The organism is Enterobacter sp. SM3 (genome assembly GCF_009811935.2).
In the GTDB taxonomy this organism is placed as follows: Bacteria; Pseudomonadota; Gammaproteobacteria; order Enterobacterales; family Enterobacteriaceae; genus Enterobacter; species Enterobacter asburiae_D.
On record NZ_CP099971.1, the window covers coordinates 2,670,867 to 2,683,990 of the forward strand.

Genomic DNA, 13,124 nt, shown 5'->3' on the forward strand with positions numbered 1-13,124 from the left:
CACTTTGCAGATCGAACCTAAAAACCTTAAAAATTATGCGTCTGGTTTTATCGTCCTTTTTTGCACTCGGTCTGTTTAGCAGCCTGGCCTTTGCCGCGCCCGGGCTAACTCCGCAGCCTGACATTCGTGACAGCGGCTTCGTCTATTGCGTAAGCGGCCAGGTGGATACTTTCAACCCGCAAAAAGCGGGCAGCGGCCTGATCGTGGATACCCTGGCCGCACAGCTTTACGACCGTCTGCTTGATGTTGACCCGTACACCTATCGTCTGGTGCCTGAGCTTGCGGAAAGCTGGGAAGTGCTGGATAACGGCGCAACCTACCGTTTTCACCTGCGCGATGACGTCGCGTTTCAGCGCACACCGTGGTTTACCCCCACGCGCAAGCTGAACGCAGATGACGTGGTCTTCACCTTCCAGCGCATCTTTAACCGCAACCACCCGTGGCATAACGTTAACGGCAGCAACTTCCCCTATTTCGACAGCCTGCAGTTTGCCGACACCGTCAAGAGCGTGCGCAAGCTGGATAACCGCACGGTAGAATTTTCGCTGACGCGCCCGGATGCCTCTTTCCTCTGGCACCTGGCGACCCACTATGCGTCGGTCATGTCCGCTGAGTACGCCGCGAACCTGACGAAAAAGGATCGCCAGGAGTTACTCGATCGTCAGCCGGTCGGCACCGGTCCGTTCCAGCTGGCCGAATACCGCGCCGGGCAGTATATTCGCCTGCAGCGCCATGAGCATTTCTGGCGCGGCACCCCGCTGATGCCGCAGGTGGTAGTCGATCTCGGTTCAGGTGGAACAGGACGTCTGTCGAAACTGCTCACAGGGGAATGTGACGTGCTCGCCTGGCCCGCGGCCAGCCAGCTCACCATTCTGCGCGACGATCCGCGCCTGCGTCTGACGTTGCGCCCCGGCATGAATATCGCTTATCTGGCCTTTAACACCGATAAGCCGCCGTTGAATAATCCTGCCGTTCGTCACGCTCTGGCGCTGGCGATTAACAACCAGCGTTTGATGCAGTCGATCTACTACGGCACGGCGGAAACCGCCGCCTCAATTTTACCGCGCGCCTCGTGGGCCTATGACGGTGAAGCTAAAATTACGGAATACAATCCGGCAAAAGCGCGTGAACAGCTGAAGGCGCTGGGGGCGGAAAACCTCACGCTGCAGCTTTGGGTGCCAACCAGTTCCCAGGCGTGGAACCCGAGCCCGCTCAAGACCGCCGAACTGCTGCAGGCGGATATGGCGCAGGTGGGCGTGAAAGTGATCATCGTACCGGTTGAGGGCCGTTTCCAGGAGGCGCGCCTGATGGACATGAATCATGATTTAACCCTGACCGGCTGGGCGACCGACAGTAACGATCCGGACAGTTTCTTCCGGCCGCTGCTGAGCTGTGCGGCGATAAACTCGCAGACCAACTACGCCCACTGGTGTAACCGGGAATTTGACGCCGTGCTGCAAAAAGCGCTGGCTTCCCAGCAGTTGGCCTCACGCATCGACGCCTATGATGAAGCGCAGAAGATCCTTGCCCAGGAACTGCCGGTGCTGCCGCTGGCCTCTTCCCTGCGTCTTCAGGCCTATCGTTATGATATTAAAGGTCTGGTGCTGAGTCCGTTCGGCAACGCCTCGTTCGCCGGCGTGTCGCGTGAAAAAGAACAAGAGGTGAAAAAACCATGATTATTTTTACCTTACGTCGGCTCCTTTTGCTGCTGGTGACGCTCTTTTTCCTGAACTTTGTCGGCTTCAGCCTGAGCTATTTCACGCCCCACGCCCCACTCCAGGGGTCGTCCCTGTGGGATGCCTGGCTCTTCTGGTTTAACGGGCTGCTGCACTGGGATTTCGGCGTGTCCAGCATTAACGGACAGCTGATTTCCCAGCAGCTGAAAGAGGTGTTCCCGGCCACGATGGAACTGTGCATTCTGGCCTTCGGATTTGCCCTGATGGTTGGCATTCCCGTGGGCATGCTGGCCGGGATCTACCGCAATAAATGGCAGGATAAGTTTATCAGCGCCCTCGCCCTGCTCGGCTTCTCCATCCCGGTCTTCTGGCTGGCGCTGCTGCTGACGCTGTTCTTCTCGCTGACGATGGGCTGGCTGCCGGTTTCGGGTCGTTTTGACCTGCTCTATACGGTTAAAACGGTGACCGGTTTTGCCATCATTGACGCGTGGCTGTCCGATTCGGTGTGGCGCCATGAGATGATCGTCAGCGCCCTGCGCCATATGGTATTGCCGGTGCTGACCCTGGCGGTTGCGCCGACAACTGAAGTGATCCGCCTGATGCGCCTGAGCACCATTGAGGTATTTGACCAGAACTACGTCAAAGCCGCCGCCACGCGCGGGTTGTCACGCCTGACCATACTGCGCCGCAACGTCCTGCACAACGCGCTGCCGCCGGTTATTCCGCGTCTGGGATTACAGTTTTCCACCATGCTGACGCTGGCCATGATCACCGAGATGGTCTTTAGCTGGCCAGGCCTGGGGCGATGGCTGATTAACGCCATCCGCCAGCAGGACTACGCCGCGATTTCTGCGGGTGTGATGGTGATTGGTTCGCTAGTGATTATTGTTAACGTGTTGTCCGATGTTCTGGGTGCCATGGCCAACCCATTGAAGCATAAGGAATGGTATGCCTTACGATAGCGTATACAGTGAAAAGCGCACGCCCGGTGTGCTGCGCACCGTGTGGCGTAAATTCTATGGTGATACCACCGCAATGATCGGCCTTTACGGCTGTGCCGGCCTGGTGTTGCTTTGCGTCTTTGGCTCGTGGTTTGCGCCGTACGGCATCGACCAGCAGTTCCTTGGCTATCAGCTGCTGCCGCCGTCCTGGTCGCGCTACGGCGAAGTCTCTTTCTTCCTGGGAACGGACGACCTTGGACGTGACGTGTTGAGCCGTCTGCTGAGCGGTGCAGCCCCGACGGTGGGCGGCGCATTTGTGGTGACGCTCGCGGCAACGATCTGTGGGCTGGCGCTTGGTATTTTTGCAGGATCCACGCACGGCCTGCGTTCGGCGGTGCTTAACCACATTCTGGATACGCTGCTGTCGATCCCGTCCCTGCTGCTGGCGATCATTGTTGTTGCCTTTGCCGGTCCGCATCTGTCGCATGCCATGTTCGCCGTCTGGCTGGCTATCCTGCCCCGCATCGTGCGCTCGGTTTACAGCATGGTGCATGATGAGCTGGAAAAAGAGTACGTCGTCGCAGCCCGTCTGGACGGCGCCACGACCTTCAACATTCTGTGGTTTGCCGTGCTGCCTAACATCGCCGCCGGGCTGGTCACCGAGATCACCCGCGCCCTGTCGATGGCGATCCTGGACATCGCGGCGCTCGGCTTCCTCGACCTCGGTGCACAGCTGCCGTCACCCGAATGGGGTGCGATGCTCGGCGACGCGCTGGAACTCATCTACGTGGCACCGTGGACGGTCATGCTGCCGGGTGCGGCCATTATGGTGAGCGTGCTGCTCATCAACCTGCTGGGCGACGGTATTCGCCGTGCAATTAACGCGGGGGTGCAATAATGCCGCTTCTTGATATTCGCAACCTCACCATCGAATTCAAAACCGGTGAAGGCTGGGTTAAAGCCGTCGATCGCATCAGCATCACCCTCGCGGAGGGTGAAATTCGCGGGCTGGTGGGGGAATCCGGCTCGGGAAAAAGCCTGATTGCCAAGGCTATCTGCGGCGTGGCGAAAGACAACTGGCGCGTGACCGCAGACCGTATGCGTTTTGATGATATCGATCTGCTGCGCCTCTCCCCCCGCGAGCGGCGTAAGCTGGTCGGACATAACGTCTCGATGATTTTCCAGGAACCGCAGTCCTGTCTCGATCCGTCCGAACGCGTGGGTAAGCAGCTTATGCAGAACATTCCCGGCTGGACCTATAAAGGCCGCTGGTGGCAACGCGTTGGCTGGCGCAAGCGTCGCGCCATTGAGCTTTTACACCGCGTTGGGATTAAAGATCACAAAGATGCGATGCGCAGCTTCCCTTATGAGCTGACCGACGGCGAATGTCAGAAAGTGATGATTGCCATCGCGCTGGCCAATCAGCCGCGTCTGCTGATTGCGGATGAACCGACGAATGCGATGGAACCCACCACGCAGGCGCAAATTTTCCGCCTGCTGTCGCGCCTCAACCAGAATAACAACACCACCATTTTGCTGATCAGCCATGACCTGCAAATGCTCAGCAAATGGGCGGATAAAATTGACGTGATGTATTGCGGGCAAACGGTCGAAACCGCGCCGAGTGAAGATCTGATTAACGCCCCGCATCATCCGTATACGCAGGCGCTCATCCGCGCCATTCCGGATTTTGGCAGCGCCATGCCGCATAAAAGCCGCCTGAATACCCTGCCGGGGGCGATCCCGCTGCTGGAATCCCTGCCGATAGGCTGTCGTCTGGGGCCGCGGTGCCCTTATGCTCAGCGTAAATGTATCGAGACGCCGCGCCTGACCGGTGCCAAAAATCATCTTTACGCCTGTCATTTCCCGCTGAACATGGAGAGAGAGTGAAATGGTCGAAACCTTACTGGAAGTTCGCAACCTGAGTAAGACCTTTCGCTACCGCACGGGGCTGTTTCATCGTCAAACTGTCGATGCGGTGAAGCCGCTGAGCTTTACGCTGCGTGAAAAACAGACCCTGGCGATCATCGGCGAGAACGGTTCCGGGAAATCCACCCTGGCGAAAATGCTCGCCGGCATGGTTGAACCGACTGCAGGCGAAGTGTTGATTGACGATTATCCTCTGACGTTCGGCGATTACTCTTTCCGCAGCCAGCGCATCCGCATGATCTTCCAGGATCCGTCTACCTCGCTTAATCCGCGCCAGCGTATTTCGCAGATCCTCGATTTTCCGCTGCGTCTGAACACCGACCTGGAGCCGGAGGCGCGCCGTAAGCGCGTATTTGAAACCCTGCGTATGGTTGGGCTGTTACCGGATCACGAAAGCTACTACCCGCATATGCTGGCCCCCGGCCAGAAACAGCGTCTGGGTCTGGCGCGTGCATTGATTTTGCGGCCAAAAGTGATCATTGCGGATGAAGCGCTTGCCTCGCTGGATATGTCAATGCGCTCACAGCTGATTAACCTGATGCTGGAATTGCAGGAAAAACAGGGGATCTCGTATATCTACGTCACCCAACATCTGGGAATGATGAAGCACATCAGCGATCAGGTGATGGTCATGCACCAGGGAGAAGTTGTCGAGCGCGGCAGCACGGCGGATGTGATGGCCTCCCCGCTTCATGAGCTAACGAAACGACTGATAGCCGGTCATTTCGGCGAAGCATTAACCGCCGATGCATGGCGCAAAGACCGTTAAAAAAACGCTGCACTGTTCAATAAGGATTAAATAGCTTTTACACGCTGTTTAATCCTTTAACTTTTTCATCTCCACTCCTGCTCCATATTCTAAGCAAAATAAATCAACAGTTCTTCTTCAGAATATCCGGACATTACGGAGGAGAAGAAATGAACACCACCACTTACGTTCTAAAATACACCGAGTATCTCATCAGAAAATGCCGCTCATTTTTAATGACGGACCTGCACTTTCATACGGTGAGGCTCAGGAAAACATCCGGGAAAACCCCTGACATTCAATCACCCACGACGTTGAGTGAAAAAATATGTCATCGTCTGGTTTATGACCATAATAACCTCTACACGATGCTCGCCGATAAGCTCGCCGTTCGGGCATACGTTTCCTCCAGAACAACGCGCGTGAAAACGGTGCCATTAATTGGCGTTTATTCCCGGCCGTCGCAGATTGATTTTTCAGTACTCCCTGATAAATTCGTCCTTAAGTGCAACCATGACAGCGGCAGCACAATAATATGTACAAACAAAGCGCAATTTAATGACAGGGAAGCGTGTAAAAAACTGAGCCTCGCGTTAAAGAAAAATCTTTACTACACCACGCGCGAATGGCAGTACAAAAACATTACGCCGAGTATACTTTGCGAGCCGTTTGTCGATCTCTTCGATGATGGTGACAGGAACACTACGCCCGAAATGCTGCGGATCCATTGCTTTCACGGCGTTGCCCACTATGTTGAAGCGGATTTTACGGATGATAACGGCAACGGTTTTATCAACGTTTATGACAGACACTGGAACTTACAACCCTTTCAGATGGAATATCCGAATACTTCAGCAGATCCAGGCGAACCGGTCTTGTTCCGACAGGCATTGCTGGCGTCCCAGGAGCTGGCGGATGGAATTGACTACTGCCGCGTTGACCTGATGCTAAAGAAAGATGAAATCTATTTCAGTGAAATAACCCTAAGCCCGAGACGCGGTAAACTGACGATTACCCCGCAGGAATGGGATGCTAAGTTAGGAAAAATATGGCATTTATCGCCGGCAGGCGCATTTGACCTGCAGCTGAAACTCACGAGTCGGGCCAGGTGAGCTTAAATATCGAGTGGTTTTGCGTCGATAAGGTATAGGTAACATCGCCACCATGAGCCAGCATGATGGCTTTTACCACCGACAAGCCCAAACCACAGCCTTCCGGGTTCACACATCTGGCGCCATTATCGCGCTGAAAGGGCTGAAATAAGGAATCATGAAACTCTCTGGGGATGCCCGGTCCCCCGTCCTGAATAAGGATATAATTGCCTTTATCAGAAACGCCATTTTTCACGATGAGTTTGCGCGAGGTTGAATAGTGTAAGGCATTGTCAAATAAAACGGTCAGACACTGATTGATGCGTAACGGATCGAATACGCATTGCTGCTCCCTCAGTTCTGTATTGACGGTAAATGCCTTACGGTTGAACTCGGGCATGAATGTATCGAGTGCATTCTGTATTGTCCCTTTTAGATCCGTTTTTGACTGGCACAGCGTGTATCCCGCCCCGCCATTCGAACTGACAACCCGGAGATCTTCAATCAGACGGGTTAACCCTTCCGTCTGTTTGAGAAGATTATTAAACAGAACCGGGTCCGGGGTAAAAACACCGTCAACCAACCCCTGAAGCCGTCCGCGTAAGATCGTTACCGGCGTTCTCAACTCATGCGCAATAGCGGCATTCCAGGATTTCCTCTGAATATCCAGCGTCTGTAATTTTTCCGCCATTTCATTGAAATCCGTCACAAGGTGATTGATCTCACCCAGCCGGGAACTGGCGCAAAATGCCCTGGCGTCCAGATCGCCCTGAGAAATCCTTTTCAGGCTGGACGCTACCGCGTTTAGCGGGGTGAGTATCCGCGATGAAAGTTTGACCGTGAAAAAGAGGGCAATAATCATACTGATCGTAGTCGCGGTCCCAATCCACACCCAGTCCCACATCGTCATCTGCTCGTCATCGCCCGCAGCAGGGCCGCCCGGGAGGTGATCCAGAATAAAGGAGTAAAAAAACCAGGAGCCGAGTATGGCGATGGCAATTATCGTAAACGTCAGCAACAGCATATACGTTAAGATCTGACGACTCAGGACAGACTCTCTATTCATTTCTTTTCCCCAAGCCGGTAGCCCATGCCTCTGATGCTCTCGGGAACACCGTGAAGACCGGCAAGCTCCAGTTTTTTACGCAGCTTGCTCATATGGCTGTCGACGGTTCTGTCGAGCGCGTCACCTTCCGGCAGACACGCGTTGAGTAACTCTTCGCGGGAACAGACCTTTCGCGGATATCGCATCAGCCAGGTAAGTAATTTAAATTCGGTCGTTGTTAATACCGGGGAGATAACCTCTTCTCCCACGGTGACTTCCACGTAGAAATCATCCGGATAGACCGTAATAAAGGGCGTTCTGAGCGGCAGGGAACCCGCCTGCTGAAGCGCAGTTTTTGTTCTGCGCAGCACCGCCTCAACCCGTGCGACAACCTCAGAAGGGTTGAAGGGTTTGATCACGTAATCATCCGCGCCCAGCCTCAGCCCCATGAGCTTATCGACATCCTGATCGAGAGCGGAAACCATAATGACCGGGACAGAACTTTCCTGACGAAGCGTGGTAAGTACGCTCCAGCCGTCACATACGGGCAGGTGAATGTCCAGCAATATGAGATCCGGTTTATGGAGTCGATTGAGCGTTATGGCCTGCTCGCCCTGCCTGGCTCTGAGCGTTTTCATTCCCGAACGCTCTAAGTAGCTCATCAGTATATCGGCGATTTCGTCTTCATCTTCAACAATAAGGATCAGCGTATTTTTGTGCATTTTATCTCCGTGGGTGAAATCCCTTTGAGCACGCTATCAGATATCTTTAGCACAATAAGACACAGCCTCCGCGAAAAAGTGCCGTGGTCACGAAAATTTCCTGGTTGATTTAAATGCCCGGTTATTTCTCCACACAGCCTACACATTCAGTCAATAAAGACTCGACAATGTCCGCTCATAATCGCTATTGAGGCATAGCCCTTTGTGCATTGCGCGTTGCAAATTACCACTGTTTCTTAAAGATTTTATGAAGTTGGCTGAAATAATGAACATGGAACTTTCAAAATATTTCTCTCCTAAAAAACTGGGCATATATTCCCTGTTTCTGCTGCTGTCTTGGGGATTACTTTATACCTGGCTGGTGCTGGTGCACAGAATGGATGAAAAAGTCGCCTCGACGCTGCTCTCTTCACCTATTATCTATGGCTGCATCGCATTGTCGGTGGTCTCTTTAATAATCCAAAATAAAGCTGGCGCGTTGACGGAGCTGCTTGTCATCGCCTTCTGGCTAATAGTGATTTTTGTCTATCTCATTATTACGTTCACCGTGCTGTTAAACGCGATACCCGATCTCGAGGATCTGGTCTTTTACTACGAGTGTTATTTGATCATTTTTTTTGGCGGAGCACCGCTGTACCTCATTATGAGAATGATTTGAGCCGCTGCTCCACACGTCCTCCATAAACCGCCCATGTCAGCTAAACAGGCTCGCGATAGACTCTCTATCTCATTTTTTTGCACAAAAATAACTCACTGAAAAGTCTGACACGACTTACCCATAATGATGAACCGTAATAATAATCTTCGTTCTTCTGAACCTGCCGGTGTGATGCACTCGCTTAAAAAACTCGCGATACGACACCGAAAAAAACTGGCTGTCACTTTCTTCCTGGTGGTGGCCGAAAACGTGACGTTTTTACTTTATCCCGTTCTGGCAGGCATCGCGATAAATGCCATCCTCGCAGGTGAGACGCTTAACGCCGCGCTGTATGGCCTGATGGTACTTTGTATGTGGTTCATCGGCGCGGCCAGACGCAGCATTGACACGCGCACGTTTGCACGCATTTATGCCGGACTCGCGGTATCCGTCGTCCTGGCACAGCGCAAATATCAGCTAAACCATTCGGCAATCGCCGCCAGAGTCACGCTCTCGCGCGAATATGTGGATTTCTTTGAAATGCACCTTCCCCTGCTGATTACATCGCTGAGCTCACTTTTTGGTGCCGCCATCATGTTGCTGTTTATTGAATTTTGGGCCGGCGTCATGTGCTTTGCGATTGTATTTATCCTGCTCGGATTTGTCTCCGGATATGCCCGTAAAAATGAATGGCTATTCATGCGCCTGAATAATCGGCTGGAAAAAGAAGTGGATTATGTTCATAAGGCTGGCACGGCGACCCTTCACCGACATTACGCCACGCTGGCGCGTTTACGTATCGCATTATCTGACCGCGAGGCGTGGGGCTATTTGTGGGTTGGCGTACTTGTTGCCGCGCTTTTTACACTGACCATCGTCTGGATGACGCGCTCAACCGGCATCACCGCCGGGCATATTTATTCCGTGATGACCTACATGTGGATGTTCGCGACGAGCCTCGATGACGCACCGCAGCTTCTTGAGAAATTTTCGCAGCTCAGGGATATCGGTAAACGCGTATCCACTGATGATGAAATTCACGTAACTGGACGTTAATTTAATGCCTCATTTTTTTATCGAACGCCCCGTTTTCGCCTGGGTAGTGGCGCTGTTTATCGTTCTGGCGGGACTCCTGTCTATTCCCCGTTTACCGGTTGCGCAGTATCCGGCGGTGGCACCGCCGGGAATCATTATTTCCGTCAGTTACCCGGGTGCCAGCCCCGATATCATGAATACGTCGGTGGTGTCGTTAATCGAGCGCGAAATCTCTGGAGTCGATAACTTGCTCTACTTCGAATCATCCAGTGACACAACCGGTTCGGCATCGATTACCGTCACGTTTAAACCGGGCACGGACATCAAGCTGGCGCAGATGGACCTGCAGAATCAGATTAAGATCGTCGAGCCTCGTCTTCCTCAGGCGGTAAGACAAAACGGCATTAACGTCGAGGCCGCTAACTCTGGCTTTTTGATGATGGTGGGGCTGAAGTCCACGACAGGTCAATTTGAGGAAGCTGATTTAAGTGACTATTTTGCCAGAAACGTCAGTGACGAGCTTCGCCGCGTGCCCGGCGTAGGGAAAGTTCAGCTGTTTGGTGGCGAAAAAGCGCTGCGCATCTGGCTGGATCCCATGAAGCTCCATAGCTATGGGCTTTCGGTAAGTGATGTTCTTACCGCCGTTGGCCAGCAAAATGCCTTGGTTTCGCCCGGTAAAACGGGAGATGAGCCCACAGCTGCAGGACAAGGGGTAACGTATCCCATCACCGTGAAGGGACAACTCTCCTCGGTCGAGGCGTTCAGGAATATCACCCTGAAATCTGACGCATCCGGCGCCCGCCTGAAACTGTCCGACATTGCACGGATTGAATCTGGCCTGCAAAGCTACGCCTTTGGTATTCGCGAAAATGGCGTGCCCGCAACGGCGGCGGCAATTCAGCTTTCGCCAGGCGCCAACGCAATGAGTACGGCTTCAGGCGTGCGCGCGCGCATCGACGAGCTTTCCCGGGTGTTACCCGACGGAATGACGTTTACGGTTCCCTTCGATACCGCGCCGTTTGTGAAACTTTCTATCGTGAAGGTTGTTCAGACATTTGTGGAAGCGATGGTCCTCGTCTTCCTGGTTATGCTGCTGTTTCTGCACAAGATACGCTGTACGCTTATCCCGGCGATTGTTGCTCCCGTCGCACTTCTTGGCACCTTCACGGTGATGCTGTTGAGCGGATACTCCATCAATATTCTGACGATGTTCGGCATGGTGCTGGCAATAGGGATTATCGTTGATGATGCCATTGTGGTCGTAGAAAACGTTGAACGGCTGATGGAGGAAAAAAGCCTGTCCCCGCGTGACGCCACGCGGCAAGCCATGCAGGAAATCACCCCGGCGATTATAGGGATCACGCTGGTGCTAACCGCGGTCTTTATCCCCATGGGATTTGCTGAAGGATCCGTCGGGATTATCTACCGACAATTTTGTATTTCCATGGCGGTATCCATACTGCTGTCCGCGTTTCTTGCCCTGACGCTGACCCCTGCCCTGTGCGCAACGTTACTCAAGCCGCACAAGGCAGGAAAGAGCGGAAGTGGACGGTTCGCGGCCAGGTTTAACGCGCGCTTCCGTTCGCTCACCGTCTGTTACGAAGCAGGTCTGGGTGCCGTTCTGAAGCGAACCGGACGTATGCTGCTCCTGTACGTTGCGCTTTGTGCTGCGCTGTTTTTAGGATTGTCTTCGTTACCGTCGTCCTTTCTGCCTGAGGAAGATCAGGGCTACTTTATGTCCTCAATCCAGCTGCCTTCTGATGCCACGATGCAGCGCACCCTCAGCGTGGTTAAAAAATTTGAAGAGGAAATTGCAGCCCGGCCGGATATTGAAAGCAACATTATGATCCTGGGGTTTGGGTTTTCAGGTTCAGGGCCGAATTCGGCTATGGCGTTCACCACGCTGAAGGACTGGAAAAACCGGCAGGGCTCGACGGCCCAGAACGAAGCCGACCATATACAGGCCAGCATGACGAACGTCTCTGATGCCGTCACGATGAGCCTGCTCCCGCCGGCCATCTCGGATATGGGCACCTCCTCGGGGTTCACCTGGTACGTGCAGGACAGAGCGGGTCTGGGCTATGAGGCGCTAAAACGCGCGGCCGACGCGCTGGTCCTGCAAGCCAATGAGCGTCCTGAACTGAGTGACGTGTATATAGACGGTCTTCCGGAAGGAACAAGCCTTGCGCTCCAGGTGGACAGAGAAAAGGCGGAAGCGATGGGCGTCTCATTTGATGAAATCAACCAGACGCTCTCCGTCACCCTGGGCTCAAATTACGTCAATGACTATACGAATAGCGGCCGCGTTCAGCAGGTGATCATTCAGGCCGATGCGCCCTACCGAATGCAGCCTGAGCAGATACTGACGTTATCAGTGAAAAACCGGATGGGTCAGATGGTACCGGTATCGACGTTTGCCACGCTTTCCTGGAACGTTGCGCCGCAGCAGTTGACGCGTTACCAGGGATATTCTGCTATTCGCATTACCGGAAGTGCGGCCCCGGGAGAGTCCAGCGGCACCGCAATGAAGGTTATGGAGAGTTTGTCCAGAGATTTACCTCAGGGTATGGCGGGCGAGTGGGCCGGGAGTTCATTGCAGGAGCGAAAATCGGAGTCTCAGCTGCCGGGCCTTATCGTCCTGTCGATACTGGTCGTATTTATGGTTCTCGCCGCGCTGTATGAGAGCTGGTCTATTCCTTTTGCGGTCATGCTGGTCGTTCCGCTGGGCCTTATCGGCGCGGTGATAGCAGTGTCTGTTGCCGGCATGACGAATGATGTTTTCTTCAAGGTCGGCCTGATTACGCTTATCGGCCTGTCGGCCAAGAACGCCATTTTGATTGTTGAATTTGCCAGGCAGCTCCATCGCGAAGGGCAACCCCTGCTGGCGGCAACCGTTCACGCCGCCAGCCAGCGCCTGCGCCCCATTCTGATGACATCGTTAGCCTTCACTTTAGGGGTTGTTCCCTTGATGCTGGCCAGTGGTGCGAGCGACAGTACGCAGCACGCCATCGGTACCGGCGTATTTGGCGGCATGATCAGCGGTACGCTTCTCGCGATCTTTTTCGTACCGGTTTTCTTTATCGTCATTGCGCGTTTTGTCGACAACATCAGGAAAGCGTGAATACCCTGGTGGAATCGCGCTCCCTCTCTGGTTGGATGAGGTGAAGCTGTTGCCGGGTGATATACTGGACGAATGCTGAAATTTTGAGCCCCCGCGACTCCGCGGTGCATTCTTCGGGGCTGGCGTCTGCGGAGAAGTGCGAGAAATATCGTGACACAAGGGGCTGTGAGTGGGCTATA

The 13,124-nt window shown here is 53.8% G+C and carries 11 protein-coding genes; 9 read left to right on the plus strand and 2 right to left on the minus strand.

Annotation, left to right across the window (positions count from 1 at the left end; all coding sequences use genetic code 11):
- The first annotated feature begins 35 nt into the window (after nucleotides 1–35).
- The 6 genes from sapA (at nucleotide 36) to GVO84_RS12615 (ending at nucleotide 6,406) form a co-directional block, all read left to right on the plus strand.
- Nucleotides 36–1,676, plus strand: a complete 1,641-nt coding sequence (gene sapA, locus GVO84_RS12590) for an ABC transporter substrate-binding protein SapA (RefSeq protein WP_159514335.1) — start codon at nucleotides 36–38, stop codon at nucleotides 1,674–1,676.
- Entirely contained in the window at nucleotides 1,673–2,638 is a 966-nt protein-coding gene (gene sapB, locus GVO84_RS12595; protein WP_159514336.1) for a putrescine export ABC transporter permease SapB, read from the plus strand. Before sapA ends, sapB begins: the two co-directional genes overlap by 4 nt.
- Nucleotides 2,625–3,515: a putrescine export ABC transporter permease SapC gene (gene sapC / locus GVO84_RS12600; protein ID WP_032656751.1), complete on the plus strand. Its 891-nt coding sequence runs from the start codon at nucleotides 2,625–2,627 to the stop codon at nucleotides 3,513–3,515. The genes sapB and sapC overlap by 14 nt, the downstream gene beginning before the upstream one ends.
- Nucleotides 3,515–4,507, plus strand: coding sequence for a putrescine export ABC transporter ATP-binding protein SapD (gene sapD / locus GVO84_RS12605; protein WP_023335931.1), 993 nt, complete (start codon nucleotides 3,515–3,517; stop codon nucleotides 4,505–4,507). Before sapC ends, sapD begins: the two co-directional genes overlap by 1 nt.
- Before the next feature lies 1 nt (nucleotide 4,508).
- Nucleotides 4,509–5,315, plus strand: coding sequence for a putrescine export ABC transporter ATP-binding protein SapF (gene sapF, locus GVO84_RS12610; RefSeq protein ID WP_159514337.1), 807 nt, complete (start codon nucleotides 4,509–4,511; stop codon nucleotides 5,313–5,315).
- A 149-nt stretch (nucleotides 5,316–5,464) separates the two neighbouring features.
- A complete protein-coding gene (locus tag GVO84_RS12615; protein ID WP_159514338.1) occupies nucleotides 5,465–6,406 on the plus strand; it encodes an ATP-grasp fold amidoligase family protein in 942 nt (313 codons plus the stop codon).
- On the opposite strand, the gene GVO84_RS12620 is transcribed toward GVO84_RS12615, so the two are convergent.
- Nucleotides 6,387–7,451 (minus strand): ATP-binding protein, encoded by a 1,065-nt coding sequence (locus GVO84_RS12620; protein WP_159514339.1) that lies wholly within the window; start codon nucleotides 7,449–7,451, stop codon nucleotides 6,387–6,389. The two genes, GVO84_RS12615 and GVO84_RS12620, sit on opposite strands and share 20 nt — an antisense overlap.
- The gene (locus tag GVO84_RS12625; RefSeq protein WP_159514340.1) at nucleotides 7,448–8,152 is read right to left on the minus strand and encodes a response regulator; all 705 of its coding nucleotides are present in this window, start codon (nucleotides 8,150–8,152) and stop codon (nucleotides 7,448–7,450) included. Before GVO84_RS12625 ends, GVO84_RS12620 begins: the two co-directional genes overlap by 4 nt.
- A gap of 247 nt (nucleotides 8,153–8,399) precedes the next feature.
- Here GVO84_RS12625 and GVO84_RS12630 point away from each other — a divergent pair, with 247 nt between their 5' ends.
- From GVO84_RS12630 to GVO84_RS12640, 3 genes are all read left to right on the plus strand, one after another.
- A complete protein-coding gene (locus GVO84_RS12630) occupies nucleotides 8,400–8,810 on the plus strand; it encodes a transporter (RefSeq protein ID WP_159514341.1) in 411 nt (136 codons plus the stop codon).
- 123 nt (nucleotides 8,811–8,933) lie between these two features.
- Nucleotides 8,934–9,845, plus strand: coding sequence for an ABC transporter six-transmembrane domain-containing protein (locus tag GVO84_RS12635; RefSeq protein WP_121423961.1), 912 nt, complete (start codon nucleotides 8,934–8,936; stop codon nucleotides 9,843–9,845).
- Between the two features lie 4 nt (nucleotides 9,846–9,849).
- Entirely contained in the window at nucleotides 9,850–12,945 is a 3,096-nt protein-coding gene (locus tag GVO84_RS12640) for a multidrug efflux RND transporter permease subunit (protein ID WP_159514342.1), read from the plus strand.
- Nucleotides 12,946–13,124: the final 179 nt, after the last annotated feature.

Excerpts from the sequence above, each read along its gene's own strand:
- sapA (WP_159514335.1), top strand. The coding sequence starts at position 36 with ATGCGTCTGGTTTTATCGTCCTTTTTTGCACTCGGTCTGTTTAGCAGC.
- sapB (WP_159514336.1), top strand. The coding sequence starts at position 1,673 with ATGATTATTTTTACCTTACGTCGGCTCCTTTTGCTGCTGGTGACGCTC.
- sapC (WP_032656751.1), top strand. The coding sequence starts at position 2,625 with ATGCCTTACGATAGCGTATACAGTGAAAAGCGCACGCCCGGTGTGCTG.
- sapD (WP_023335931.1), top strand. The coding sequence starts at position 3,515 with ATGCCGCTTCTTGATATTCGCAACCTCACCATCGAATTCAAAACCGGT.
- sapF (WP_159514337.1), top strand. The coding sequence starts at position 4,509 with ATGGTCGAAACCTTACTGGAAGTTCGCAACCTGAGTAAGACCTTTCGC.
- GVO84_RS12615 (WP_159514338.1), top strand. The coding sequence starts at position 5,465 with ATGAACACCACCACTTACGTTCTAAAATACACCGAGTATCTCATCAGA.
- GVO84_RS12620 (WP_159514339.1), bottom strand. The coding sequence starts at position 7,451 with ATGAATAGAGAGTCTGTCCTGAGTCGTCAGATCTTAACGTATATGCTG.
- GVO84_RS12625 (WP_159514340.1), bottom strand. The coding sequence starts at position 8,152 with ATGCACAAAAATACGCTGATCCTTATTGTTGAAGATGAAGACGAAATC.
- GVO84_RS12630 (WP_159514341.1), top strand. The coding sequence starts at position 8,400 with ATGAAGTTGGCTGAAATAATGAACATGGAACTTTCAAAATATTTCTCT.
- GVO84_RS12635 (WP_121423961.1), top strand. The coding sequence starts at position 8,934 with ATGATGAACCGTAATAATAATCTTCGTTCTTCTGAACCTGCCGGTGTG.
- GVO84_RS12640 (WP_159514342.1), top strand. The coding sequence starts at position 9,850 with ATGCCTCATTTTTTTATCGAACGCCCCGTTTTCGCCTGGGTAGTGGCG.